The organism is Microbacterium sp. NPDC078814, assembly GCF_040702645.1.
Lineage (GTDB): Bacteria > Actinomycetota > Actinomycetes > Actinomycetales > Microbacteriaceae > Microbacterium.
The window spans coordinates 233555-259060 of record NZ_JBFBLT010000005.1; the positions used below are offsets into that span (position 1 = coordinate 233555).

A 25506-nucleotide genomic window follows, 5' to 3' on the forward strand; every position below is an offset into this window, starting at 1 on the left:
CATGCTGCCTGAGGAGACCATCGCGCAGATCGCCGCGGAGCTCGCGGAAGCCGACCGCACGCACGGGGTGATCCCGCGCATCACCGCGCGGTACCCGGAGGCGACCGTGGAGGACTCCTACGCCATCCAGGGCGTGTGGCGGGATTCGCAGGTCGCGGCGGGCCGCCGGCTGGTCGGGCGCAAGATCGGCCTGACGTCGAAGGCCATGCAGCAGGCGACGGGGATCACCGAGCCCGACTACGGCGTCATGTTCGACGACACCGTGTACGAGTCGGGCGCGGAGATCCCCACGGATCACTTCTCCAACGTCCGCATCGAGGTCGAGCTGGCGTTCGTGCTCAAGGAACCGCTGGAGGGCCCCGACTGCACACTGGAGGACGCCCTCGCCGCGATCGACTACGCCGTGCCGGCCCTCGAGGTGCTGAACTCGCACATCGAGCTCGAGGGCCGCACGATCGTCGACACCATCAGCGACAACGCCGCGTACGGGGCGATGGTGCTGGGGACGGTGCGCAAGCGCCCGGACGAGATCGACCTGCGGTGGGTGCCCGGCGTGCTGTCCCGCAACGGGGAGATCGAGGAGACCGGTGTCGCCGCCGGCGTGCTCGGGCATCCGGCCACCGGGGTCGCGTGGCTCGCGAACAAGTTCCATCAGCACGGCGCGCGTCTGGAGGCGGGCGAGATCATCCTGGCAGGATCGTTCACACGCCCGATGTGGGTGTCGCGCGGCGACGAGGTGCTGTGCGACTACGGACCGATGGGGACCATCACATGCCGCTTCGTCTAGACCCGTCCTTCCGCGCGCAGCTCGCCGCGTCCGATCGTCCCTTCGTGGGGATGTGGGTGTGCTCCGGGAGCCCGCTGCTCGCCGAGGTCGCCGCGGGCTCCGGGCTGGACTGGCTGCTCATCGACATGGAGCACTCGGCGAACACGCTCGAGTCCGTGCTGACCCAGCTCCAGGCGGTCGCGGCCTATCCGGTCGCCCCGCTCGTCCGGGTGCCCTTCAACGATGCGGTCGCGATCAAGCAGGTGCTCGACCTCGGCGCGCAGAACCTCATCGTGCCGATGGTGTCGTCCGCCGACGAGGTCAGGGCTGCCGTGGCCGCGACCCGTTATCCCCCCGAGGGCGTCCGCGGCGTCGGCAGCGCCCTCGCCCGCAGCGCCCGCTGGAACCGCGTCGACCGCTACCTGCAGGAGTCGGCGCAGCACGTGTCGCTCACGGTGCAGATCGAGACGGCCGCGGGGGTCGGGGCCGCCGCCGACATCGCCGCGGTCGACGGGGTGGACGCGGTGTTCGTCGGCCCCTCCGACCTGTCCGCGTCGATGGGCCTGCTCGGACAGCAGACGCATCCGGACGTGGTCGCCGCTGTGGAGTCGGTGTTCGCCGCGGTGCACGGTGCCGGGAAGCCCGTGGGCGTGAACGCCTTCGATCCCTCCGCCGCCGACGCGTATCTCGCGGCGGGTGCGGACTTCGTGGCCGTGGGCGCCGACGTCGCCCTCCTCGCCCGTGCCTCCGAGGCCCTCGCCGCCCGCTTCCTCCCCCGCTCCGACGCCTCCGGCCGCCCCAGCTACTGACTTCGAGTCGCGCACCTGGCTCCATCCGCGGCCGGAATGGGGCCATTTGCGCGATTCGAAGCGGCCGGGAAGGATGAGCCGGTGCACAGACTGGCGGCGATGCAGGACCGCAAATTCCGGTGGTTCTTCCTCGCGCGCACCCTGACGCTCGTCACGGGCTCGATGTCGGCCATCGCCCTGGCCTTCGCGGTGCTCGAGATCGACAACGACGCCCGGTCGCTCTCGATCGTGCTGGCCGCCTTCACGATCAGCAACATCGTGTTCGTCCTGTTCGGGGGCGTCGTCGCCGACCGCCTCCCCCGCGCTCTCATCATCCAGTCCTGCTACGTCGTGGACATCCTGTCGGTCGGAGCGATGGCGGCTCTCCTGTTCACCGGCACGGCCACGGTCCCGCTCCTCGCCGTGCTCTCCGCGATCAACGGCGCCTCGTCCGCGTTCGTGCTCCCCGCGATGCAGGGCATCATCCCGCAGCTGACCACCCCCGCGCACCTCCAGCAGGCGAACGCGATGCTGTCGTTCGTCCGCTCGGCCGTCACGATCGGCGGACCGGTCGTCGCGGGCGTCCTGGTCGCCACCGCAGGACCCGCGTGGGCCATGGTCGTGCAGGCGGCGGGGTGGCTGCTCGCGATCCCGGTCCTCGCGCTCGTGAAGCTCCCGCCGCCCGCGGCCTCCGGCGGCACCACGATGTTCCACGACCTCCGGGTGGGGTGGCACGAGTTCTGGAGCCGCTCCTGGCTGTGGACCATCGTGCTGGCCTTCATGATCATGAACGCGATCCACGTGGGCGCCTGGGGCGTCGTCGGCCCGTACATCGCGAAGAACGACGATCGCCTCGGCATCTCCGGCTGGGGGTGGGTCGTGAGCGCGGAGGGCGCAGGAGTCCTGGTGATGACCCTGCTGCTGATGTGGTTCCCGCTCCGCCGGCCCCTGCGCTACGGGATGATCGGGATGGCGGCGTTCGCCCTGCCCCTCACCCTCCTCGGCCTGCACCCGGCCGTGGTCCTGCTCGCGATGGCCGCGTTCGTCGCCGGGGCCGGAGCCGAGGTCTTCGCGACCGGCTGGAACCTCGCGATGATGGAGAACATCCCCGGGGAGAAGCTCTCGCGGGTCGCGAGCTACGACATGCTCGGCAGCTTCGTCGTGATGCCCATCGGCACGCTCGTGTACGGCTGGCTCATCACGCACGCGGAGCCGGCCACCGTGCTCACCACCTCCGCGGTCCTCTATGCGGCGATCGCTCTGGTGACGCTGCTCGTCCCCACGGTGTGGCGGATGGGGCGGCCCGCGGCGGCCGTCGCGGAGCGCGCGGGAGTGGCGGATTCATAGCAATCCCGGGGAGACTGTGGGCATGACCTTCCCCCCGCTGCAGCCCCTCGCCGACCGTGCCGCCCTCTTCACCGCGCTCCGCCAGGACGCCCTCTCCGCGGCCGCCGATGCGCTCGGCGAGCACCGGTGGGACGCCGACCTCGCGGCGGGAACGCTGACCTTCACCGCGAACGACGACCCGACCCGGCAGCTCGTGACCCGCGCGCACCTCATCGCCACGATCGCCCCCGGCCCGCGCTCGCTGCTGTGGGCATGGGCGCACCCCCAGGGCGACCCCCAGGGTGTCGCGGCGCAGCTCCGCGCGTACGGCGAGCAGCACGGGATCGCCGAGCTCACCGCCCCCGAGGTCCCGTTCCCGGCCGATGCCTCGGGCGATGCGGAGTGGATCGCCCGCGCGGCGCACACGATCGGCGGCGTGGCGGTGGAGCTCACCGGGCGCTCCCCCTACTACTCGGCCCCCGTCGACGGCGGCACCCGCGCGGTGTTCCTGCTCGACGCCCCGCTCGCCCCGCTCACGGTCGCCGACACGGTGGTGGCCCTGCCCCGCACCCTCGCGCAGACGCCCCTCCCCGACGCCCGCACGGCGGTCTGGGACCTCGCGCGTCTCGCCGGCTGGACCCTCACCTGGACGGACGAGTCCTTCTCCGGCGCCACGGTGACGGATGCCTCGGGCACCGCGACGATCCGCTTCGACGAGCAGGCCCGGATCAGCGGCGTGGAGAGCTCGCTGCACGGCCAGGGCTGAGTCCGCAGAATCGCACGAACGCCGCAGAGATCCCCGGGATCCCTGCGGCGTTCGCGTGAATCTGCGACGCGGTGCGGAGGTCAGACCGTCCGCTCGGCCGCCTCGACGACGTTGGTCATGAGCAGGGCGACGGTCATCGGCCCCACCCCTCCCGGGTTCGGCGACAGGTACCCGGCGACCTCGGCGACCTCGGGAGCGACGTCGCCGAAGACGAGGTTCTTCCCGGTCTCCGGATCGGTCTCGCGGGTGACCCCCACGTCCAGCACCGCGGCTCCGGGCTTGACGTCCTCGGCGCGGATGAGGTGCTTGACCCCCGCCGCCGCCACGATCACGTCGGCCTCGCGGAGGTAACGCGGCATGTCGACCGTGCCGGTGTGCGTCAGCGTGACCGTGGCGTTGAGGTCGCGACGGGTCAGCAGCAGCCCGATCGACCGCCCGATCGTGACACCGCGACCGACGACCACGACGTGCTTGCCCGTGAGGTCGTAGTCGTTGCGCAGCAGCAGCTCGATGACACCGCGCGGGGTGCACGGCAGCGGCGTGTGGATCGGCGCGTTGACGTTGAGGACGAGGCGCCCGAGGTTGGTCGGGTGCAGCCCGTCCGCGTCCTTCGCCGGATCGATCCGCTCCAGGATCGCGTCGGTGTCGAGGTGCTTCGGCAGCGGCAGCTGCACGATGTACCCGTGGCAGGCGGGATCGGCGTTGAGCTCGTCGATCAGCGCCTCGACGTCGGCCTGGGTGGCGTCAGCCGGCAGCTCGCGCTGGATCGAGTTCATCCCGATCGCCTCGGACTGCCGGTGCTTCATGCCCACGTAGAGCTGCGAGGCGGGGTCGGCTCCCACCAGCACCGTGGCGATCCCGGGGGTGACGCCCTTCTCCTTCAGCGCGGCGACCCGCTCCGTCAGCTCGGCGCGGATCTCGGCCGCCGCCGCCTTGCCGTCGAGGACGACCGCGGTCACTGCTGCAGGTCCGGGTAGAGCGGGAAGGCCGCGGCGAGCGCGTCCACGCGGGCGCGGAGCGCCTCGATGTCGGCACCGGGGAGCAGCGCGAGGGCGATGATGTCGGCCACCTCGGTGAACTCGGCGTCGCCGAAGCCGCGGGTCGCGAGCGCGGGCGTGCCGATCCGCAGGCCCGAGGTCACCATCGGCGGACGCGGGTCGTTCGGCACGGCGTTGCGGTTCACGGTGATGTGGATGTCGTGCAGGAGGTCCTCCGCCTGCTTGCCGTCGATCTCGGCGTCGCGGAGGTCGACGAGCACGAGGTGCACGTCCGTGCCGCCCGAGCGCACGGCGATGCCGGCGTCCTTCACGTCCTGCTGCGACAGGCGCTCGGCGATGAGCTTCGCCCCGCGCAGCACACGCTCCTGGCGCTCCTTGAACTCCGGCGTGCCGGCGAGCTTGAAGGCGGTCGCCTTCGCCGCGATCACGTGCATGAGCGGACCACCCTGCTGGCCGGGGAAGACCGCGGTGTTGATCTTCTTGGCGAGGTCGGCGTCGTTGGTGAGGATGAAGCCCGAGCGGGGGCCGCCGATGGTCTTGTGCACGGTGGAGGACACGACGTGCGCGTGCGGCACCGGGTTGGGGTGCAGGCCGGCGGCGACGAGGCCGGCGAAGTGCGCCATGTCGACCCAGAGGATCGCGCCCACCTCGTCGGCGATGGCACGGAACGCGGCGAAGTCCATCGTCCGGGGGTAGGCGGACCACCCGGCGATGATGACCTTGGGCTTGTGCTCGATGGCGAGGCGGCGGACCTCGTCCATGTCGATCGTCGAGGTCTCGGCGTCGACCCCGTAGGCCACGATGTCGTACAGGCGGCCGGAGAAGTTGATCTTCATGCCGTGCGTGAGGTGGCCGCCCTGGTCGAGCGAGAGGCCGAGCAGGGTGTCGCCGGGGCGGGCGATCGCGTGCAGGACCGCGGCGTTCGCGGACGCACCGGAGTGCGGCTGGACGTTCGCGAACTCGGCGCCGAACAGGCTCTTGGCGCGGGAGATGGCGAGCTCCTCCGCGACGTCGACCTCCTCGCAGCCGCCGTAGTAGCGGCGGCCGGGGTAGCCCTCGGCGTACTTGTTGGTGAGCACCGAGCCCTGCGACTGCAGGACCGAGACGGGGACGAAGTTCTCCGAGGCGATCATCTCGAGGAAGGTCTGCTGACGCTTCAGCTCGCGATCGAGGACCTCGGCGATCTCCGGGTCGACCTCGGACAGCGGGGCGTTGAAGTAACGGTCGGTCATGACGTGCTCCTTTTGACGACGGATTCGAAAAGGGTGTTCCTATCGGCCCAGGCGCGCGGTCGAATTCCGTGGTCAGTCGCTCCCCGGTGGTTGTCCACCCAGACGCCAGTCGCGACGGTTACGAGCATAGCCGATGCGCGACGCCGCGCACGCGGTCGTTTCGGGCATCGTGCCCACCGTCTGCAGAATCGTTTCGATCCCCCTGTTCCCTTGCGGCGTTTCGTTGGCTAGGTTTTGTTCATGGTCCTACCTCTTGATCTGCCCCTCGTCCCCGCTCCGGTCTCCGCGAAGGCCAGGGAGGGACGTCTGCCGCTCGCCGCGACGACGCGCGTGCTCGGCACCTCCCCCGCCGCCGGACAGCTGATCGACGCCGTCGAACGCCGCACCGGCCTCCGCCTCACCGCGGTGGACTCCGGCCCCGCCGAGATCGAGCTGTTCGTCGACGCGGCCTCGTCCGCGCCGGAGGGCTACACGCTCGAGGTCGGCGACCGCGCCATCCTCATCGGCACCGATGAGGCGGGGCTCTTCTACGGGGTCCAGACGCTGCTGCAGCTGCTCCGGGAGGACGACGCCGGCTGGGCGCTGCTCCGCGCCGACATCGCCGACGCCCCGCGCTTCGCCCGCCGCGGCGTGATGCTCGACGTGGCGCGGCACTTCTTCGGCGTCGACGACGTGAAGCGGTTCATCGACAGCACCAGCGCGCTGAAGTTCAACCACCTGCACCTGCACCTCACCGACGACCAGGGCTGGCGCGTGCACATCGACTCCTGGCCGCTGCTCACCGAGCGCGCCGCCGCCACCGCGGCCGACGGCGCCCCCGGCGGCTTCTACACCAAGGACGACTACCGCGAGATCGTGGCGTACGCGGCGGCGCGCCACATGATCGTGATCCCCGAGGTCGACCTCCCCGGCCACACCCACGCGATCGGCGTGGCCTATCCGGAGCTGGTCGAGGCCCCGGTGCTGAACGACGCGCTGGTCGCCCAGTCCGAGCAGCTCGGCCAGCCGCTCCCCGTGGCCGGAGAGCCCTACCTGGGCTGGGGCGTCGGGCACTCCAGCGTGCGCATCCACGAGGAGGAGACGTACCGGTTCGTCCGCGACGTCGTCCGCGAGCTCGCCGAGATGACCCCGGGGCCCTACATCCACATCGGAGGAGACGAGTCCCTCGGCACACCCCAGGCCGACTTCGACCTCTTCGCGGAGCGCGCGACGGCGATCGTCGTCGAGGAGGGCAAGACCCCGGTCGCGTGGCACGAGATGGGGTCGGCGGCCGGCATCGCCCGCGGCACGATCGGGCAGTACTGGGGCATGACGACGCCGACGGGCACGCATGCCGAGGAGGCCGCGCACTTCGTCGAGCGCGGCGGAGCCCTCATCATGTCGGCGGCGGATGCCACCTATCTCGACATGAAGTACACGGCCGAGTTCCCGCTCGGACTCACCTGGGCCGCAATCATCGACGTCCGCCGCGCGTACGAGTGGGAGCCGACCGTCGTCCTCGACGTGCCGGACGAGGCGATCCTGGGGATCGAGGCGCCGCTGTGGTCCGAGACCACCCGCACGCTCGACGAGGTGGAGCAGCTCGTGTTCCCCCGTGCCGCCGCGCAGGCCGAGATCGCCTGGTCGCCGCGCGAGGGCGTGGGCCGCACGTGGGAGTCCTTCCGCGCCCGGGTCGGCGCCCTCGCGCCGCTGTGGAAGGCTGAGGGGGTCGATTTCCACCCCGCCCCCGAGATTCCCTGGAGCGCCCGTTGAAGACCCTCTCCTCCGCGACCGGTTCCCTCGTCATCCACTCCGCCCGCCTCGTCGATCGCGGGGAGATCGTCGAGGACGGCTGGGTGCGCATCGAGGACGGCGTCGTGGCGTCCCGCGGCACCGGAACGGACTGGGAGCCCGCGACGGAGGTCGTGGACGCGACCGCCGTGGCGGGCGCGGGCGCGCTGCTCACGCCGGGCTTCGTCGACATCCACGGTCACGGCGGAGCGGGTGCGGCGTACGACGACGGTGTGGACGCCATCCGGACCGGGCGGGATCTGCACCGCGAGCACGGCACCACCAGGGCCGTCATCTCGCTCGTCACGGGCACGATCGACGACCTCGCCCGCAGCGTCGCCCTGATCGCCACCCTGACCAGGACCGACCCGGACGTCCTCGGCTCGCACCTGGAGGGCCCGTTCCTCGACCCCGGGCACCACGGCGCCCATGAGCCCTCGCTGCTGCGGCACCCCGTCCCGGCCGACGTGGCCCGTCTGCTGGATGCCGGAGAAGGCACCGTCCGTCAGGTCACCATCGCGCCGGAGCTCCCCGGAGGGATCGACGCGGTCCGTCAGATCGTCGCGGGAGGTGCCGCGGCCGCGGTGGGGCACACCGACGCCGACGCCGCCATGGCCGTCGCCGCCTTCGAGGCCGGTGCCTCGCTGCTGACCCACGCGTTCAACGCGATGCCCGGCATCCACCACCGCGCGCCCGGACCGGTGCTGGCTGCGGCCGCCGACCACCGGGTGATCCTGGAGGCCATCGCCGACGACGTGCACCTCGACCCGCACGTCGTCAAGCTCGTGTTCGACGCGGCGCCGCAGCGCGTGGCGCTCATCACCGACGCCATGGCCGCGGCCGGGAGCGCCGACGGCAAGTACGACCTCGGTGCGGTCAAGGTCACCGTCGAGAACGGCGTGGCCCGCGCCGACGACACCGGCTCGATCGCCGGCTCCACCCTGACGCAGGACGTCGCGCTGCAGCGGGCGGTGGCGGCGGGCGTGCCGCTGCCGGAGGTCGTGCGGGCGCTCACGGAGACCCCGGCCCGCGCGATCGGACGTGACGCCCACCTCGGCGCGCTGCGCCCCGGCCTGCTCGGCGATGCGGTGCTCCTGGACGCGGAGCTGCGCGTCGCGCGGGTCTGGACGGGACCGGCGCTGCCCGCCTAGGACGACAGCGCTCCGCGCGACGCGCAGCACTGCGGTCTCCGGTCGATCGGACGAGACGGTGTCACCGGACTCCCCAGATCGGTGACGTGCGTCTCGCAGGTGTGGGAGTGGTGGGCCGCCGTTCTCCCCAGATCGGCGGCCCATTCCCTCCCGCTCGAGCGGGCGGGGCCGGGAGCTCCTCCCCCGAGGATCCCGACCCGCCCACTGGTGCAGTACCCCCCGCACCAGCGCCGGAACTCCGCCCCCCGGTGGAGTCCATTTCGGCTGTCTCTACCGGAAGAGACGAGGGCGTCCCCGGTTCATTACGCGGTTCTCCGAAAAAGTTTGAGAATTCTTCGCCGCTCCCTTCCGCGGGCGTCGTCACCGGGCTCGAGGAGCCGATCCCGAGCATCGGCTCCGAGTCCGTCCTGGGGCTGGCCAGCATGCCGATTTCGCGAGACAATGGAGGGACCGCGTAATGAAAGACGCCTTCTCGCGTCTCTCCTCCTGGGGACGGTTGTGTGCCCCGGGACCAGATGGATGACCGTGCACCGAGAGAACACCACACCAGACGACACCATCGGCGATGCCGACCTGATCCTCCGCGTCCGCTCCGGCGACAAGGGGGCGTTCGGGGAACTCTGGAGGCGGCACTACCCGTCCGGAATGGCGGTCGCACGCTCGGTGACCTCCTCGATCGATCCGGACGACCTGGTGCAGGAGTCCTACACCCGCATCTACCAGGCGATCCTCAAGGGCGGCGGCCCCAACGGCTCGTTCCGCGCCTACCTCTTCACGAGCATCCGCAACACGGCGGCCGCCTGGGGACGCGCGCGCCGCGAGACCGCGATCGACGAGCTCGACACGGTCGCCGACCCGGACAGCACCGAGCACGCCACGAACGAGGCGCTCGATCGCAGCCTCACCGCCCAGGCGTTCCGCAGCCTCCCCTCCCGGTGGCAGGAAGTGCTCTGGTACACCGAGATCGAGCAGATGAAGCCCCAGGAGGTGGCTCCGCTCCTCGGCATGAAGGCCGGCGCGGTGTCGCAGCTCGCCTTCCGGGCCCGCGAAGGGCTCCGCGAGGCGTGGATCCAGGCGCACCTGCGCAGCGCGAGCCCCGGCTCCGAGTGCCAGTGGACGATCGAGCATCTCGGCGCCTACTCGCGCGGCAACCTCGCCACCCGCGACCACCGTCGCCTCGAGCTGCACCTCGACGAGTGCGCGCGCTGCATGATCGTCGCCGCCGAGGCCAAGGACGTCTCCAAGCGCCTCGCCCTCGTGCTGCTCCCGCTCGTCCTCGGCGCCACCGGCGCCTCCGGGTACCTCGCCGCCCTCCAGGGCGGTGCACCGGTCCTGGCGGTGGCGGGCGCGGCGTCCACCATCCCCGGTGCGGTGTTCGTCGGCGACGGCGGCATCGGACAGGCCGCGGCGGCCACCTCCGGGGTCGGCGCCGCGGGTTCGGGAGCCGGCTCCGCCGGCGGTGCGGGCACGGGCGCGAGCACGGGCGGCGTCTTCACGGGCATGGGCGCCGTCGTCGGCGCCGGGTCGGCGGCCCTCGTGGTGGCCGGAGTCGTCGCCGCGGCGGCCATCGTCCCCGGGCTCGCGGGCGCGAACCCCGCGACCTCCCTGCCCAGCGCCTCGGACACCGACCCGTCGTCGATCACGACCGACATCGCTCCCGACTCCTCCCTCGACCTCGACGAGCCCGTGGTGATCGAGACGCCGGATGCCACGCAGCCGCCGTCTCCCCCCGCGGAGGACGAGACGGCCCCGCCGGTGTCCTCGGAGGCCGGACCCGATGCGGCTCCCGCCGCGCCCGTGGTCGTCCCCGCGCTCCCCGAGGCCACGGTGCCGCCCGTCGCTCCGGTGGACCCCGTCGATCCCGTCGATCCCGTGGACCCGGTGGATCCCGTCGACCCGGTCGATCCCGTCGACCCGGTGGATCCCGTGGACCCGGTCGATCCCGTGGACCCCGTCGATCCCGTGGACCCCGTCGACCCCGTGGACCCCGTCGACCCCGTGGACCCCGTCGATCCGGTGGACCCCGCGATCCCGACGGATCCGCCCACGTGGAGCACCGCCGACTTCTGGCTCGGCGAGGACCTGCATTGGTACTACGTCGTGCCGGTCTCCGGTGCGCCGGGCACCGTCGTGCAGGCGCTGCTCGGCGGCCAGGAGGGCGACAGTGTCGTCCTCGGCGAGGACGGCACCGGGATCGTCCAGCTGCGGGCCTCCCTCGACCAGTTCCTGTTCGCCAGCCTCGTGCCGGTGACCTTCCGCTACGTGCTGCCGTCCGGCGAGGCCGGCCCGTCGGCGACCACCTCGCTGTACGCGCTCGAGCCCCAGGGCGCCGGCGCCGACGAGCGCGCAGCGGCGGCGGCGGCCGAGGAGCAGCCGGCGGTCGTCATCGAGGAGGCCGAGCAGGCGCCGGCGCCCGAAGCGCCCGTCGCCGAGACCGTGGCCCCCGTCGCCGAGGTCGCGGCCCCGACCGACGCCGCCTCCGCCGAACCGGCACCCGCGGAATCCGCACCGACGGACGCCGCCCCCGCCGAGGTCGTGGCCACCGATGCCCCGACCGCAGACGCCGCGGCGACGGAAGCCCCGGCCGAGGACGCCCCGCCCGCGGAATAGACTGGTCGTATGACCCCGGATTCCGCCCCTGTCGCCGGCGTCGACCGTCCGGCCCTCACGGCCCTCGACATCGTGCGCGTCGTCGTCCTCATCGCGGCGATCGCCTCGCTCGCCCTGTGGGGGTTCGCGAGCTGGGACCTGCCGTGGAACGTCGTGATCGGCGTCGGCGCCCCCGTCGTCGCCCTCCTGCTGTGGGCGCTGTTCCTCTCCCCGCGCCCGGTGCTCCGCGTGCACCCCTTCCTCCGCGCGGTCGTCGAGCTCTTCATCTACGTCGGCGTGACCATCGCGTGGTGGTCCATGGGCCAGGCCCTCATCGGCACGGCGTTCGCGCTGGTGGCCGTCGTCGCCGGGGTCCTCAGCGGACGCCGCGCGCTGGCATGAGCGCACGGTCGTGAGCGTCGTCTCGCTGCTCCGCGACGCCCTCGGGGCGCGCGTGGACGTCAGCGAGCAGGCGCGGCGCGAGGCCAGAGCCGACCGCTCCGGTCATGCCGCGGTGGGCCTCCCCCTGGCCGTCGTCCATGCCGAGAGCGTGGACGACGTGCAGCAGACCCTGCGCATCGCCACGGCCACGCGCACGCCCGTCGTCGTTCGCGGTGCCGGGACCGGGCTCGCCGGGGCCGCCAACGCCGGTGAGGGGGAGATCGTCCTCTCCCTCCGCCGGATGGACGCCGTCCTCGAGGTGCGGCCGGACGACCTCCTCGCCGTGGTCGAGCCCGGCATCCTCAATGCCGACCTCAACGCGCACCTGGCGGCCCAGGGACTCTGGTGGCCGCCCGACCCCGCCAGTCGCGACATCTCCACCGTCGGCGGCAACATCGCGACCGGAGCCGGCGGACTGCTCTGCGCGAAGTACGGCGTCGTCCGCGATGCGGTCCTCGGCGTCGATCTCGTCCTCGCCGACGGACGCCTGCTCCACCTCGGGCACCGCAGCGTGAAGGGCGTGACCGGGCTCGACCTCACCGCCCTCGTCGTGGGGTCGGAGGGAACGCTCGGCGTCGTCGTCGGAGCCACGCTCAAGCTGCGCCGCCTGGTGCCGGGCGAGACCTGCACCGTGACGGCGACCTTCCCCGGCGTACGGGCGGCGGCCGCAGGCTCCGCGGCCGTGACCGCCGCGGGGATCCAGCCCGCGATCATGGAGCTCATGGATGCCGCGAGCCTCGCCGCCGTCCACGCCCTGCTCGCCCTCCCCGCGCCGACCCCGGGCGCCGCACAGCTGACGATTCAGACCGACGGCCCGGCCGCGCGTGCGGAGGCGGACGCCATCGCCGCGATCCTGAGCGCCCACGAGGGCGTCCCCGTGGTCTCGCACGACCCCGTCGAGGGCGATCGCCTGCTGGCGATCCGGCGGTCGATGCACGCCGCGATGGCGTCGCTGGGGACCACCCTCATCGAGGACGTCTCGGTGCCGCGGAGCGCCATGCCCGCGATGTTCGACGAGATCGCCCGGATCGAGCGCCAGTTCGACATGGTGATCCCGACCGTGGCCCACGCCGGCGACGGCAACCTGCACCCGAACTTCATCTTCGAGGGTCCGGAGACCCCGCCGCAGGTGTGGGCGGCGGCCGACGAGCTCTTCCGCGCCGCGATCCGGCTCGGCGGCACCCTCACCGGCGAGCACGGCATCGGCGTCCTCAAGCGGCGCTGGCTGGCCGACGAGCTCGGCGACGACCAATGGCGCCTCCAGCGCGACATCGCCGCGGTGTTCGACCCCCTCGGCATCCTCAACCCCGGAAAGGTCTTCTCTCCCGATGCCTGACATCCACGTGAGCGCGGCCGTGATCGTCGATGCGGAGGGGCGGGTCCTCGTCGTACGCAAGCACGGCACCACCCGCTTCATGCAGCCCGGGGGCAAGCCGGAGCCGGGCGAATCCCCCGTCGAGACCCTCATCCGCGAGCTGCACGAAGAGCTCGGGCTCGAGCTCACGGACGCCGACCTCCGGCCCCTGGGGCGCTTCGTGTCGGCGGCCGCCAACGAGCCGGGGCACCGCGTGGTGGCCGACGCGTTCTCGGCCTCGATCGATCCCGACGGGGTCCGCGTGCAGGCCGAGCTCGCCGAGCTGCGCTGGATCACCCCGGAGGACGCCGCGGCGCTCCCGCTGGCCCCGCTGAGCGTCGAGCATCTGCTGCCGCTCGCGTGGTCGGCCGGAGCGCGCTAGCGCCTCGGATCAGATGCCCTGCCAGGCCGGCTTGTTCGCGAACGTGTAGCGGTAGTAGTCGGCGAGCTGCAGCTTCGACGCGGCGGCCTCGTCGACGACGATGGTCGCGTGCGGGTGCAGCTGGATGGCCGAACCAGGCAGCAGCGCGGTGAGGGGCCCCTCGACCGCACCGGCCACGGCCTCGGCCTTGCCCGCACCGAACGCCAGCAGCACGAGGTGACGCGCTTCCAGGATGGTCCCCAGCCCCTGCGTGATGCAGTGCATCGGGACGTCGTCGATCGAGTCGAAGAACCGGGCGTTGTCCTCGCGGGTCTGCTCCGTCAGGGTCTTCACCCGGGTGCGGGAGGCGAAGGAGGACCCGGGCTCGTTGAACCCGATGTGCCCGTCGGTGCCGATGCCGAGGATCTGCAGGTCGACCCCGCCGGCCGCGGCGATGGCCGCGTCGTAGTCCTCACCCGCGTGCTGGATGGTCGCCTCCGCGCCGTTCGGCACGTGGATGCGCTCCGGGTCGAGGCCCAGCGGCTCCACCACCTCGCGGGTGATCACCGAGCGGTAGCTCTCCGGGTGGGAGGGGTCGATCCCGACGTACTCGTCGAGCGCGAAGCCCCGCACCTGCGAGACGTCCCGGCCCGCGAGGCGGCTGCGGAGAGCCTGGTACACCGGCAGCGGCGTGGATCCGGTCGCGAGTCCGAGCACCGCGTCGGGGCGGCGGTCGATGAGCTCGACGATCTCGGTGGCGACCAGGGCGCCGGCGGCCTCGGCATTCTCGACGATGACGACCTCAGCCATGCGGAACGATCTCCTTCTCAGAAATGGATGCGCCCACCAGAGCGGCGCCGAAAGCGGCGGCGGGGGAACCCGCGGGGAGCAGTTCGATTCTCTCATCCAGCCGCAGGGACTTCAGGAACGGTGACGCCTGGGCGCCCGCGTGCAGGGCGGCGCGGATCCCGTCCGCGAGCCGGCCACCGAGCGCGGTGAGACCGCCGCCGATGACCACCGTCTCGACGTCGGCCGAGAGCACGAGCACGCGCACGGCCGCCGCGGCCCCGAAGAAAAGGTCCGCCTGCAGGGCGAGGGCGTGCGGATCGCCGGCGTCGGCCGCCTCCACGATGTCCTTGACCGGGAGCGCGCCGGGGCGTCCCCAGGCCTTGGCCAGCGCCCCGCCGCCGCAGAACGTCTCCACGCAGCCGCGCTGTCCGCAGCCGCACAGACGCCCGCGGGGGTCGACGGAGAGGTGCCCGACCTCGCCCGCGGTCCCCCGCGCCCCGCGCCAGATGCGGCCGTCGATGACGATGCCGGCCGCGACGCCGGTGCCGAGGTTCAGGTAGGCCATCGAGCCGGCGACGTCGCTCAGGACGGCGGCGCCGAGCGCGGCCGCCTTCACGTCGTTCTCGACCCGGAAGGGGACGCCCAGCGCCTGCTCGGCGCGCGCCGCGAGGTCCAGGGACTCCACGCCGAGGTTTACGGCGTGCAGCACACGTCCGGTCTCCGCATCCACGAGGCCGGGGATGCCGATGCCGGCGGATCCGACGGCGGACAGCGGCAGCCCGCTCTCCTCGGCGAGCGCGGCGACGGTCGAGACGATGCTGTCGACGACGGCGTCCTCTCCCCACCCGGTCGGGCGGCGGAGGCGGGCGAGGATCGTCCCCGCCGGGTCGACGGCGACGGCGTCGATCTTCGTGCCGCCGACGTCGAGGCCCACGCGAAGGGGCCGACCGGCGCGGTCGGCGGAGGCGGGGACGATCATCGGATGCCGTTCCCGGTCATGGTCGCGGAGGTCACGACACCCCCAGCTGCCCGGAGAGCACCATCACCGCGGCGCCGCGGAGCACGATGTCGTCCTGGCGGGTGAGCCGCACCATGACGTCCTCGAAGACGCCCTCGAGCGTCCGCGCGTGGAGCGTCTCAACGGCCGCGTCGATGAGCGTGCCGTCCAGCAGCTCGGCCGGCCCGGAGAGCACGACCTCGGACAGGTCGAGGGCGGCGACGATAGGGGCGATCGCGATCGCCATGCGGGTCCCGGAGTCGCGCAGGATCTCCTCGCGCGCGGCCGGGTCGGCGTCGAGCGCCTCCTGCATGCGGCTCACGCTCAGCCACGCCTCCAGACAGCCGATCTTGCCGCACGCGCAGCGCGGGCCGCCGTCCGTGCCGACGACGACGTGACCGATCTCCCCCGCCGCGAAACGGCTGCCGAGGAGCGGCTGGCTGCCGGTGATGAGCCCGGCACCCACGCCGCGGCCGATCTTGATCAGCATGAAGTCGGCTTCCGCCTCGCCGAACGTGTACTCCGCGAGCACCGCCGCGTTGGCGTCGTTGCGCGCCAGCACGGGGAGGTCGAGCTCGGCGCTGAGCTTCGCCTCCAGCGGGAAGTCGGTCCAGCCGAGGTTGGGCGAGCTGAGGACGAGGCCGTCCGGGCGCACGACACCCGGGGTGCCGATGCCGACGCCGAGCACCGGCTGCGTGGCGATCTCGACGAGGGTCTGCGCGAGGCCGCGGAGGGCGTCGTACGCGGCATCGCCGTCGGGCGTCGCGGGACGCGGGACCTGACGCCGCTCCAGCACGTCGCCGTCGAGGCTGAGCACGGCCCCCTCGAAGGCGGTCGGACCGGACAGGTCGAGTCCGATGATCTGATGCCCCACGCGGTCGATGTCGATGAGGATCGGCGGCTTTCCGGGGCCCACCGCCTCGCGGACGCCGATCTCGACGACGATGCCGTCGGCGATGAACTCCGCGACGAGGTCGGAGATCGTGACGCGCGTGAGGCCGGTCTCGCGGGAGAGGTCGGCGCGGCTCATCGCCCCCGAGTGATAGAGCGTCTGCAGCACGAGGGCGCGGTTATGACCGCGCGCGTGCTCGGGGAGCACCTTGGTGCGCGAACGGAGATGCCGCGCGGGGCCGAAGGCGTGCGCGTTCGCGGCGACGAAGTCTGTCGTCGCCGCGGGGCGCTGATCATCCGAAACGGACATGTTTGTTAGTAGACCTTACGAACAGGAATTGTGCAACTGTTCCGCGCGATTCCGCGGGCAGGGTTACCGAAACGTGACATCACGCCGACCGCGGATCCTCGTCAGCGGCCCGGCGGAGCAGGCGCTCGACGAGGCCGGCGACGATCGCCTCCCGCGTCTCCACCGTCATGGGCTTGCCGGGGACCCCCGGGCGCCGCTGCTCGGGCGACGGACCGTCCAGCGGACGATACCGCACCGCCGCCGCGGCGAGGCGCCGCAGGTGCGTGGGCAGCCGCCGCGCGAAGTCGGCGAACGGGGCGGGCTCTCCCCCGTCCCAGAGCCGCTCCGCGATCGCGGCGAGACGCGGGAACATCGCGAAGTCGACCCGGTCCCTGCTCGGCAGGTGCTCCGTCCACACGTTCGCCTGCCCGCCGACCGCCCCCTCGACGACCTGGAAGGAGTACGCGCGCTCGATGGTCAGCGGCGGACCGACGCGGATGGGCTCCTCGGTCGATTCCGACTGCGGGTAGTCGAGGTAGACCTCGAGATCCGGGCACCCCACGACCGGGATCCCCCGGCGCAGCGCCTCGCGCATCGCGACCGGTCCGCGCCAGGCGAGGATGCGGACGCCCTCGGGCACCTCGCCCTCCAGCACCTCGTCCCAGGCCAACGCGGTCCGACCGCGGCGGCGGACGTGGTCGACGAACTGCGCCGTGAACCACGGCTGCACGTCGTGCGCCGTGGCCAGCCCCAGCTCCTGCATGCGCGCGGCGGCGGCCGCGCTCTCCGCCCACTCGGTCACCGGGACCTCGTCCCCGCCGATCCCGATCCACAGGGACGGGAACACGTCGCACAGCGCGTCGATGGCGGCACGGCCGAAGGCCAGCGCCTCCGGGGTGGGCGCGAGGGTGCGGGCGTTCACGCCGAAGCGCTCCCACGGCCCGGTGGGCGGCGTCCCGACGTCGCAGTTGCCGAGCTCCGGATAGGCGGCGAGCGCGGCCTGGATGTGTCCCGGCAGCTCGACCTCGGGCACGAGCGTCACGAAGCGCTCCTCCGCGTACCGCACGAGGTCGCGCAGCTCGGCGGAGGTGTAGAAGCCCTCGTGCACGCCGGGCTCGACCGTGGCCTCCGGTCCGTGACCGCGTTGGGTGGCCTCGCGCCGCGCGCCGACCTCGGTCAGGCGCGGGTAGCCGGGCACCTCGAAGCGCCAGCCCTGATCGTCCGTCAGGTGCAGGTGCAGGATGCTGAGGTGGTGGTCGGCGAGCAGGTCGATGAGGCGACGCACGTCCTCCGCAGGGCGGAAGTGCCGCGCCACGTCGAGCATCGCACCGCGCCAGGCAGAGGCGGGAGCGCCCTCCCAGCGCCCGGCCGGGATGATCGCGGGGAGGGCGGGGTCGTGATCCGGGTCGCGGAGCTGCCGGAGCGTGGTCGCGCCGCGGAAGACCCCCTCCGGCGTCGCCCCCGCGATCTCGATCCCGGAGGCCGTCACGGTCACCCGGAAGGCCTCGGCACCGTGGCGCCCCGCGGCGGAGGCCGCGGCGCCCAGCTCCTCGTCGATCACGAGGCGGATCGCGGGCAGGGTGTCGTCCGCTCCCCCGCCGCCGAGCCGTGCGACCGCGGCCGCCAGCTCCGGCGCGCCGAGGATCGGGGTCGAGGGCGTCCACCGGAAGCCAGGAGCCAGGGAGTCGATCTCTGCGGGGATGTGCGGCACCGTCGCCCGCGGCGCGGACGGAGGCATCCGCAGCGCACGGCCGACGACGGCACCCGTGGGGTCGCCGTCGATGACGACCGGCACACCGCCGACGAGCACCTCATGCACGCCCTGCGGCGCGCCGTGCGGGTCGTCGAAGGTGGCTCCGGCTGCGATCGTCTCCGGGTCGAAGAGCACCAGGTCGGCGGTGGCGCCCTCGCGGATCACGCCGCGCGGTGCGTCGCCGCGGTCGAGGCCGAGGCGGGCGGCCGGGTTGCCGGAGAGATGACGCACCGCTTCCTCGAGGCTCAGCACCCCCAGCTCCCTGACGTAGTGCCCGAGGTAACGGGGGAACGTGCCACGGCCGCGCGGGTGCGGGCGCGCGCCGATGAGGATACCGTCGCTGCCGCCGGAGTGCCGCGGGTGCCGCATGATGGCGCGGACGTTGTCCTCGTCGCCGATGTGCATGAGCACACCCGTGGCGCCGGCATCGGCGAGGATCGTGTCGATCACGACATCGACGGCGCGCTGCCCCGTCTCCGCCGCGATGTCGGCGATCGTCCGGCCGACGAGCCCGGCCAGATCGGGGTGGGCGGTCCCCGAGATCTGGATCGCCGACCAATCCGCCGCCTCGCCGTGGAATCCGTCGCAGCCGATCTCCTCCAGCTCGACGCGGACCGCCTCGCGCCCCTCGGCGTCGAGGGCTCCCAGGACGCCGAGCAGGTCGCCGGTCGCCGCCAGCCGGCTGGGCAGGAGCGCGGCGAGGGTCGTCGCCCCCGGGAGATAGGGGTAGGTGTCCAGGGTCACGTCGACGCCGTCGGCCGTCGCCGCGTCGACGAGCGCCAGCAGCTCGGCGGCGCGACCGCGGTTCGGGGCGAAGTTCATGGTCGCGTGGGTGAGATGGACCGGGCACCCGGTGCGGCGGCCGATCTCGATGGCCTCGCGGTACGCGTCCAGCGCCGCCCGCCCGTAGCTGCGGGTGTGCGGCGCCCAGTAGCCGCCGCGCTCCGCCACCACCCGGCAGAGGGCTTCGAGCTCCGCGGTGTCGGCGTACATCCCCGGGGTGTAGGTCAGGCCGCTGGACATGCCGAAGGCCCCCGCGTCGAGGGCCTGCCCGAGCAGGTCGGCCATGGCCGCGATCTCGGCAGGGGTCGCACGGCGGTCGTCGTGTCCGACCACCATCATCCGGAGGTTGCCCTGCGGCACCAGCACCGCGGCGTTGGCCACCGCGGCAGCGTCGATCGCCCGCAGGAGGTCGTCCATCGACCGCCACGGGACCACTGACGGCCGCCCGTTCCAGCCTGCGATCTGCGCGGGGATGACGGCGGCTGTCGCCTCGTCCAGCGGCGCGTAGCCCAGGCCGTCCTGCCCGAGCACCTCGGTCGTGACCCCCTGACGGATCTTGGCGTCGTGCGCGGCCCCCTGGAGCACCGCGAGATCGCTGTGCGCGTGCATGTCGATGAAACCGGGCGCCAGGACGAGGCCGGACGCCTCGACCTCGACCGCGCCGTCCGGCAGCTCGAGCGTCGTCCCGTCGCCGTCGCGGACGACGGCGACGACCCTGGCCCCCTCCACCGCAACGTCCGCGACGACGCGCGGAGCACCGGTACCGTCGACGACGGTCGCCCGACGATAGACGCGCACCAGGCCGGCCGCGGCCTTCTCGGCGCTCAGAAGCATGTCGCCACCGCGTCGATCACCCGGGGGTCCTCGGCGTCGGGGTCGTCGATCACGGCGACGACGCGCCACTTGTCGAACGCGGTGCACGGATGCGAGAGACCCAGCCGCACGACCTCGCCGACCGCGACGGTCGCCCCCTCGGCGGGCCGGAGGAAGGCGTGCTGGTCGTTCAGGGCGGTCACGGCGCCGGCGACCGACTGCGGCACCGGGAGGTCGATGTCGAACGGCACGTCCCGCCGCCCGGCGTCGAGCAGGGCGAGGCCGGGTTCGGGCTGGGAGACCACTCGCGACCACGCGTGCATCGCGGACCGGAGTGGAGCGGTGTCCGTCAGCGGACCGAACGGCGACATGCGGGAGTAGAAGCCGTCGTCGTGGATCTGGAACGCGCCGGAGCGCAGCACGACCTCGGCGTCCCCTCCCGCAGCGCCGAGGACCGCGGCGGCGCGATCGGGGAAGGAGCTGCCCCCCGCGCTGAGCACGGGGCGGACGCCGTCGGGGTAGTCGAGACGGTTGTGCAGCTCGACGAGCGTGGCCAGGAAGCCGTCCACCGCGGCGACCGAGGCCGCGGAGCGATCGGGACCGAAGGGCCCCTCGTAGCCCGTCACCCCGGCCAGGCGGAGACCAGGGGCGGCCGCGATCGCCGCGGCGATGCGCTCACCCACCGCCACCGTGCGCGCGCCCGTCCTGCCCTGCGCGCCGCCGAGCTCCACGAGCACGTCCAGCGGTCGAGGGGCGCCGGCGAGGGCGTCGGCGAGGATCGCGACACCGGCGAGGGAATCCGCGCCGCAGAGGATCCGCAGGCCCTCGTCGGCCGCGAGCATCGCTCCGAGCTCCCGGGCCGCGGCGCCGCCCGTCACCCCGTTGGCGATGAGCACCGTGGGCACACCGGCGTCGACGGCGACGCGGGCCTGCCAGGGTGTGGCGACCGAGATCCCCCAGGCTCCCGCGTCGAGCAGCCGCTGCCAGAGCGCGGGCGCCATGGTGGTCTTGCCGTGGGGGGCGAGGCGGACGCCCTCGCGCGCGGCCCAGCCGAACACCGTGTCCTCGTTGTGCGCGATCGCGTCGGCGTGCACCGTGAGCACCGGGGTGCCGAGGTCCGACAGGTGCAGACCGGCCGCGCCGACCTCCGACAGACGCAGCCCCGCGGCGTGCGCCGGGAACCCCTTCGCCCAGGCGCCGAGGACGGGATCCGGAATTTGTAGAGGCATCTAACAAGGCTACTAGGCTGGCGGCATGACCGCGAAGACACGAGTTTCCACCGACGCCGCCCCCGCTCCCGCGCACACCTTCTCGCAGGGCGTCCGCAAGGGCCCGATCGTCCAGGTCTCCGGCCAGGGCCCCGTCGACCCGCAGACCAACGAGTACCTGTACCCGGGCGACGTCGCGGCGCAGACCACCCGCACGCTCGAGAACGTCAAGGCCATCGTGGAGGCCTCCGGCGCCACGTTCGACGATGTCGTGATGCTGCGCGTGTACCTCACCAAGCGCGAGGACTTCCCGATCATGAACGAGGCCTACGGCGCGTTCGTCGAGGCCCACACGACCAGCGGCGTGCTGCCCTCCCGCACCACCGTCTTCACCGGACTTCCCCGCGAGGAGATGCTCGTCGAGATCGACGGACTCGCCGTCGTCGACTGACCCCCGACACCCCTGGCGAACGGGGAGGCACCTTATCAGGACCGTTGCCTCCCCGTTACCAGCCATCCCGTACCATGGACGACAGGACACGTCGAGACTGCGGGGGGTGTAGTTCGTGACCGATCTGATTTCCACGCCGGGCACTGCGACGGGGGCACAGCCCGACGATGCGACACCGACGAGCGTCCTGACGCCGGAGGCGGCGACCGACACGGCCCCGCCGCAGACCGGCGAGCAGCCCCTGGCCTGGGCTCCCGTCGAGCCCGCCCCGAAGAAGCGCCGCCTCGGCCTGTGGATCGGTCTCGGCCTCGGCGTGGTCGCGCTCGGCGCCGGCGCCGCCTCGATGATCCTCATCGCCCCCGGCACCACCGTCGCGGGCATCCCGGTCGGCTGGATGACCCCCGGGGCCGCCGCCGACGCGATCAGCTCCCGCCTCGCGCAGACCGAGGTCACGCTCACGGGCGAGGGCGACGACGCCGTGCTCACGGGCGCCGACCTGGGCGCCACCGCCGATGCCACCGCGCTCGCCGACGCCGCGTTCGCCGCACACCCGATGTGGAACCTCGGCGCGTGGATGGGCGACCCCGTGCCGGCCGACATCGTGCTCGACCAGGAGACCGCCGCCGCGGCGCTCCGCAGCGCCGTCCCCGGCAGCTTCGTCGACCCGGTCGACGCCGGAGTGGTCTTCGACGCCGCGAAGGGCACCTACGCCGTCACGCCGTCCACGCCCGGGACGGGCATCGACGTGACCGCACTGAACGCGGCCTTCGTCGAGGCCGTGGGCGACGGCCGCACGACGTTCGAGTACCCCGGTGGTCCGGCCGAGGCCGCGCCCGCCGTGTCCGACGACGACGCCACGGCGACCGCGACCACGCTCAACACCATGCTCTCGACCATCGGCTTCTACGTCGGCGAGGAGCGGACCGTCCCGGTCTCCCCCGAGGTCGCGGCCTCCTGGCTGACCGTGGTCGACGACGACGGCCAGCTCCGCATCGAGGCCGACCCCGAGGCGATCCAGGCCACGGTCGACACGCTGCCCGCCGCGGTGGACCGCGCCCCCGTCAACGCGACCAACATCGTGGACTCCGCGGGGAACGTGCTGCGCGCCGAGAAGGAGGGCGCCACCGGACGCGCCCTCGGCGACACCGCGGACATCGCCGACGACTTCGCGACGCAACTCGCCGCGGGAGACGGCGTCTTCGCCCTCTCCGTGACGGAGACCCCCTTCGAGACGACGAACCTGTTCCGCCGCGCCGAGATCAACCTCAGCACGCAGCGCGCCTACCTGTTCGAGAACGACAAGGTCGTGCAGTCCTGGGCGGTGTCGACCGGTCTTCCCGGAACGCCCACGCCGACCGGCAACTTCAAGGTGTTCGCGCACACCGCCATCCAGGACATGGGCTGCTACGAGGGCGCGCCGTACTGCACCGAGGACGTGCCCTGGATCACGTGGTTCGCCCCGAACATCGGCTTCCACGGCACCTACTGGCACAACAACTTCGGCAACCGGATGAGCCACGGCTGCGTGAACCTGCCGATCGACCTCGCCAAGTACGTCTACGACTGGTCCCCCGTGGGCCTCGAGGTCTCCGTCTACAACTGATCCGGAGCCCTGCACCGGGCGAAGCCGGCTGGGGAAGACAGCAGAAGGGGGCGGATGCCGCAGCATCCGCCCCCTTCTCGTCGTCTCAGCGCAGGGCGTCGACGATCTCGTTGAGCGTCGTGGACGGGCGCATGACCGCCTCGACGAGCTTCTCGTCCGGACGGTAGTAGCCGCCGATCTCCACCGGGGAGCCCTGCACCGCGTTCAGCTCGGAGACGATCGTCTCCTCGTTCGCGGCGAGCTTCTCGGCGATGGGCGCGAAGGCGGCGGCGAGCTCAGGGTCCTTCGTCTGCTTCGCCAGCTCCTGCGCCCAGTACAGGCCGAGGTAGAAGTGGCTTCCGCGGTTGTCGATCGTGCCGAGAGCGCGGCCGGGCGAGCGGTCCTCCTCGAGGAAGGTACCGGTCGCGGCGTCGAGCGTCTCCGCGAGCACGCGGGCCTTCTCGTTGCCCGTGCGGTCGGCGAAGTGTTCGAGGGAGGCGGCCAGCGCGAAGAACTCGCCCAGCGAGTCCCAGCGCAGGTAGTTCTCCTCGACCAGCTGCTGCACGTGCTTCGGAGCCGAGCCGCCGGCGCCCGTCTCGAACAGTCCGCCGCCGGCGAGCAGCGGCACGATGGAGAGCATCTTGGCGCTCGTGCCGACCTCGAGGATCGGGAACAGGTCGGTGAGGTAGTCGCGCAGCACGTTGCCGGTCACCGAGATGGTGTCCAGACCGTGACGCATGCGGGCGAGCGTGTACCGCGTCGCCTCCTCCGGCGCGAGGATCGTGATCGTCAGGCCCTTGGTGTCGAGCGTGGCGAGACCCTGGTGCACCTTCGCGATGATCTGCGCGTCGTGCGAGCGGTTCGCGTCGAGCCAGAACACCGCCGGGGCACCCGTCGCGCGGGCGCGGCCGACCGCGAGCTTGACCCAGTCCATGACCGGGATGTGCTTGGTCTGCGTCGCACGCCAGATGTCACCCTTGCCGACCTCGTGCTCGATGAGGACGGTGCCCTCGCTGTCGAGCACCTGGACGATGCCGTCCGCCGCGATCTCGAACGTCTTGTCGTGGCTGCCGTACTCCTCGGCCGCCTGCGCCATGAGACCCACGTTCGGTACGGTGCCGATGGTGGCGGGGTCGAGCGGGCCGTTCGCGATCACATCGTCGATCACGGCCTGGTAGACGCTCGCGTAGGAGGAGTCGGGGATGACCGCGATCGTGTCGGCCTCCTCGCCGTCCTTGCCCCAGAGCTTCCCGCCGTTGCGGACGAGGGCGGGCATGGATGCGTCGACGATGACATCGCTCGGCACGTGCAGGTTCGTGATCCCCTTGTCGGAGTTCACGTACGAGAGGCGCGGCCCCTCGGCGATGGCCTTGTCGAACGCCGCGGCGATCTCCTCGCCACCCGCGACGGTGGCCAGGCCGGCGAGGATCGAGCCGAGGCCGTCGTTCGCGCTGAGCCCGGCCTCGGCGAGCTGGGTGCCGTACTGGTCGAAGACGTTCTTGAAGAACGCCTTCACGACGTGACCGAAGATGATCGGGTCGCTGACCTTCATCATCGTGGCCTTGAGGTGCACCGAGTAGAGCACGTCGTCGGCCTTGGCCTCCGCGAGGGTGTCGGCGAGGAACGCGTCCAGCTCCTTCGCGGACAGGAACGTCGCGTCGATGATCTCGCGCGGGAGGACCTTGAGCCCCTCCTTGAGGACCGTGACGGTGCCGTCCTTCGCGGTGTGGCGGAAGGAGAGGACGTCGTCGTGAGCGGCGACCCACGAGCGCTCGTTGTGCTTGAAGTCGTCGTGGCCCAGGGTGGCGACGCGGGTCTTGGAGCCCTCCGCGAACGGCTTGTTGCGGTGCGGGTGCTTCTTGGCGTAGTTCTTCACCGCCAGCGGCGCCCGGCGGTCGCTGTTGCCCTCGCGCAGCACCGGGTTCACGGCGGAGCCCTTGATGCGGTCGTAGCGGGCGCGGATGTCCTTCTCCTCCAGCGACGAGGGCTCGTCCGGGAAGTCGGGGATGTCGTACCCCTGCTGCTGCAGCTCCGCGATGGCCGCCTTGAGCTGCGGGATCGACGCCGAGATGTTCGGCAGCTTGATGATGTTGGCCTCGGGGAGGGTGGCGAGGCCGCCCAGCTCCGCCAGCGCGTCGCCGACCTGCTGCTCGGGGGTGAGCTTCTGCGGGAAGGCGGCGAGGATGCGGCCGGCCAGAGAGATGTCCCGCGTCTCGAACTCGATGCCCGCCTGGCCCGTGTAGGCCTGGACGATCGGCAGGAACGAGGCGGTGGCCAGTGCCGGTGCCTCGTCGGTGTAGGTGTAGATGATGGCGTCGTCGGTCACCGGGAGGTTCTCCGTTCACGAGGTCTATTTGTCTCGATACCAAGATACCTGAGCGGGGTCGGCCCCGAAGCGGTGGCCTCGA

Annotated in this window: 20 protein-coding genes and 1 riboswitch; of the genes, 12 read left to right on the top strand and 8 right to left on the bottom strand. The window is 72.4% G+C overall.

The features are described from left to right. Position 1: 1 nt before the first annotated feature. The 4 genes from AB0300_RS11895 to AB0300_RS11910 all read left to right on the top strand — a co-directional run bounded on the left by AB0300_RS11895 (position 2) and on the right by AB0300_RS11910 (position 3646). Positions 2-787: a fumarylacetoacetate hydrolase family protein gene (locus AB0300_RS11895; protein WP_062766317.1), complete on the top strand. Its 786-nt coding sequence runs from the start codon at positions 2-4 to the stop codon at positions 785-787. Then, the gene (locus AB0300_RS11900; protein ID WP_126894098.1) at positions 772-1575 is read left to right on the top strand and encodes an HpcH/HpaI aldolase/citrate lyase family protein; all 804 of its coding nucleotides are present in this window, start codon (positions 772-774) and stop codon (positions 1573-1575) included. Before AB0300_RS11895 ends, AB0300_RS11900 begins: the two co-directional genes overlap by 16 nt. Before the next feature lie 81 nt (positions 1576-1656). Continuing rightward, on the top strand, positions 1657-2901 hold the full coding sequence (locus AB0300_RS11905) for an MFS transporter (protein ID WP_366216078.1): 1245 nt from the start codon (positions 1657-1659) through the stop codon (positions 2899-2901). Positions 2902-2923: 22 nt separating this feature from the next. Then, positions 2924-3646 (top strand): DUF6882 domain-containing protein, encoded by a 723-nt coding sequence (locus tag AB0300_RS11910; RefSeq protein WP_025103805.1) that lies wholly within the window; start codon positions 2924-2926, stop codon positions 3644-3646. Positions 3647-3726: 80 nt separating this feature from the next. On the opposite strand, the gene AB0300_RS11915 is transcribed toward AB0300_RS11910, so the two are convergent. Continuing rightward, positions 3727-4605: a bifunctional methylenetetrahydrofolate dehydrogenase/methenyltetrahydrofolate cyclohydrolase gene (locus AB0300_RS11915; protein WP_102208152.1), complete on the bottom strand. Its 879-nt coding sequence runs from the start codon at positions 4603-4605 to the stop codon at positions 3727-3729. Continuing rightward, on the bottom strand, positions 4602-5876 hold the full coding sequence (gene glyA / locus AB0300_RS11920; RefSeq protein ID WP_025103803.1) for a serine hydroxymethyltransferase: 1275 nt from the start codon (positions 5874-5876) through the stop codon (positions 4602-4604). Before glyA ends, AB0300_RS11915 begins: the two co-directional genes overlap by 4 nt. 38 nt (positions 5877-5914) lie before the next feature. Then, positions 5915-5999, bottom strand: a riboswitch (ZMP/ZTP riboswitch). A 117-nt stretch (positions 6000-6116) separates the two neighbouring features. Here glyA and AB0300_RS11925 point away from each other — a divergent pair. From AB0300_RS11925 to AB0300_RS11950, 6 genes are all read left to right on the top strand, one after another. Then, complete coding sequence (locus tag AB0300_RS11925) at positions 6117-7628, top strand: family 20 glycosylhydrolase (protein WP_366216079.1); 1512 nt, start codon at positions 6117-6119, stop codon at positions 7626-7628. Further along, the gene (locus tag AB0300_RS11930; RefSeq protein ID WP_366216080.1) at positions 7625-8797 is read left to right on the top strand and encodes an amidohydrolase family protein; all 1173 of its coding nucleotides are present in this window, start codon (positions 7625-7627) and stop codon (positions 8795-8797) included. Before AB0300_RS11925 ends, AB0300_RS11930 begins: the two co-directional genes overlap by 4 nt. A gap of 519 nt (positions 8798-9316) precedes the next feature. After that, positions 9317-11407 (top strand): sigma-70 family RNA polymerase sigma factor, encoded by a 2091-nt coding sequence (locus AB0300_RS11935; RefSeq protein WP_366216081.1) that lies wholly within the window; start codon positions 9317-9319, stop codon positions 11405-11407. Positions 11408-11416: 9 nt separating this feature from the next. Beyond that, positions 11417-11788 (top strand): YrdB family protein, encoded by a 372-nt coding sequence (locus tag AB0300_RS11940; RefSeq protein WP_062766298.1) that lies wholly within the window; start codon positions 11417-11419, stop codon positions 11786-11788. 10 nt (positions 11789-11798) lie between these two features. Beyond that, the gene (locus AB0300_RS11945) at positions 11799-13163 is read left to right on the top strand and encodes an FAD-linked oxidase C-terminal domain-containing protein (RefSeq protein ID WP_025103798.1); all 1365 of its coding nucleotides are present in this window, start codon (positions 11799-11801) and stop codon (positions 13161-13163) included. Continuing rightward, positions 13156-13563: an NUDIX domain-containing protein gene (locus AB0300_RS11950; RefSeq protein ID WP_366216082.1), complete on the top strand. Its 408-nt coding sequence runs from the start codon at positions 13156-13158 to the stop codon at positions 13561-13563. Before AB0300_RS11945 ends, AB0300_RS11950 begins: the two co-directional genes overlap by 8 nt. A 9-nt stretch (positions 13564-13572) precedes the next feature. Here the strand turns inward: AB0300_RS11950 and nagB are convergent, their stop codons facing one another. The 5 genes from nagB to AB0300_RS11975 all read right to left on the bottom strand — a co-directional run bounded on the left by nagB (position 13573) and on the right by AB0300_RS11975 (position 21086). Beyond that, positions 13573-14352, bottom strand: coding sequence for a glucosamine-6-phosphate deaminase (gene nagB, locus AB0300_RS11955; protein ID WP_025103796.1), 780 nt, complete (start codon positions 14350-14352; stop codon positions 13573-13575). Beyond that, positions 14345-15310, bottom strand: a complete 966-nt coding sequence (locus AB0300_RS11960) for an ROK family protein (protein ID WP_062766292.1) — start codon at positions 15308-15310, stop codon at positions 14345-14347. The genes nagB and AB0300_RS11960 overlap by 8 nt, the downstream gene beginning before the upstream one ends. A 31-nt stretch (positions 15311-15341) precedes the next feature. After that, entirely contained in the window at positions 15342-16529 is a 1188-nt protein-coding gene (locus tag AB0300_RS11965; protein WP_062635949.1) for an ROK family transcriptional regulator, read from the bottom strand. A 79-nt stretch (positions 16530-16608) separates the two neighbouring features. Then, complete coding sequence (locus tag AB0300_RS11970) at positions 16609-19878, bottom strand: family 20 glycosylhydrolase (protein WP_366216083.1); 3270 nt, start codon at positions 19876-19878, stop codon at positions 16609-16611. Continuing rightward, positions 19869-21086, bottom strand: a complete 1218-nt coding sequence (locus AB0300_RS11975; protein ID WP_366216084.1) for an amino acid deaminase — start codon at positions 21084-21086, stop codon at positions 19869-19871. The genes AB0300_RS11970 and AB0300_RS11975 overlap by 10 nt, the downstream gene beginning before the upstream one ends. A 25-nt stretch (positions 21087-21111) precedes the next feature. Here AB0300_RS11975 and AB0300_RS11980 point away from each other — a divergent pair, with 25 nt between their 5' ends. Continuing rightward, entirely contained in the window at positions 21112-21516 is a 405-nt protein-coding gene (locus AB0300_RS11980) for a RidA family protein (RefSeq protein WP_025103791.1), read from the top strand. A 115-nt stretch (positions 21517-21631) separates the two neighbouring features. Continuing rightward, positions 21632-23119: a L,D-transpeptidase family protein gene (locus tag AB0300_RS11985; RefSeq protein WP_231729407.1), complete on the top strand. Its 1488-nt coding sequence runs from the start codon at positions 21632-21634 to the stop codon at positions 23117-23119. An 85-nt stretch (positions 23120-23204) separates the two neighbouring features. Here the strand turns inward: AB0300_RS11985 and AB0300_RS11990 are convergent, their stop codons facing one another. Beyond that, positions 23205-25424: an NADP-dependent isocitrate dehydrogenase gene (locus AB0300_RS11990; RefSeq protein WP_366216085.1), complete on the bottom strand. Its 2220-nt coding sequence runs from the start codon at positions 25422-25424 to the stop codon at positions 23205-23207. Between the last annotated feature and the right edge of the window lie 82 nt (positions 25425-25506).

What these genes read in the sequence shown, in the direction of transcription:
- AB0300_RS11895 (WP_062766317.1), top strand. Translation starts at nt 2, where the DNA reads ATGCTGCCTGAGGAGACCATCGCGCAGATCGCCGCGGAGCTCGCGGAA.
- AB0300_RS11900 (WP_126894098.1), top strand. Translation starts at nt 772, where the DNA reads ATGCCGCTTCGTCTAGACCCGTCCTTCCGCGCGCAGCTCGCCGCGTCC.
- AB0300_RS11910 (WP_025103805.1), top strand. Translation starts at nt 2,924, where the DNA reads ATGACCTTCCCCCCGCTGCAGCCCCTCGCCGACCGTGCCGCCCTCTTC.
- glyA (WP_025103803.1), bottom strand. Translation starts at nt 5,876, where the DNA reads ATGACCGACCGTTACTTCAACGCCCCGCTGTCCGAGGTCGACCCGGAG.
- AB0300_RS11925 (WP_366216079.1), top strand. Translation starts at nt 6,117, where the DNA reads ATGGTCCTACCTCTTGATCTGCCCCTCGTCCCCGCTCCGGTCTCCGCG.
- AB0300_RS11935 (WP_366216081.1), top strand. Translation starts at nt 9,317, where the DNA reads ATGACCGTGCACCGAGAGAACACCACACCAGACGACACCATCGGCGAT.
- AB0300_RS11940 (WP_062766298.1), top strand. Translation starts at nt 11,417, where the DNA reads ATGACCCCGGATTCCGCCCCTGTCGCCGGCGTCGACCGTCCGGCCCTC.
- AB0300_RS11950 (WP_366216082.1), top strand. Translation starts at nt 13,156, where the DNA reads ATGCCTGACATCCACGTGAGCGCGGCCGTGATCGTCGATGCGGAGGGG.
- nagB (WP_025103796.1), bottom strand. Translation starts at nt 14,352, where the DNA reads ATGGCTGAGGTCGTCATCGTCGAGAATGCCGAGGCCGCCGGCGCCCTG.
- AB0300_RS11960 (WP_062766292.1), bottom strand. Translation starts at nt 15,310, where the DNA reads ATGATCGTCCCCGCCTCCGCCGACCGCGCCGGTCGGCCCCTTCGCGTG.
- AB0300_RS11965 (WP_062635949.1), bottom strand. Translation starts at nt 16,529, where the DNA reads ATGTCCGTTTCGGATGATCAGCGCCCCGCGGCGACGACAGACTTCGTC.
- AB0300_RS11970 (WP_366216083.1), bottom strand. Translation starts at nt 19,878, where the DNA reads ATGCTTCTGAGCGCCGAGAAGGCCGCGGCCGGCCTGGTGCGCGTCTAT.
- AB0300_RS11975 (WP_366216084.1), bottom strand. Translation starts at nt 21,086, where the DNA reads ATGCCTCTACAAATTCCGGATCCCGTCCTCGGCGCCTGGGCGAAGGGG.
- AB0300_RS11980 (WP_025103791.1), top strand. Translation starts at nt 21,112, where the DNA reads ATGACCGCGAAGACACGAGTTTCCACCGACGCCGCCCCCGCTCCCGCG.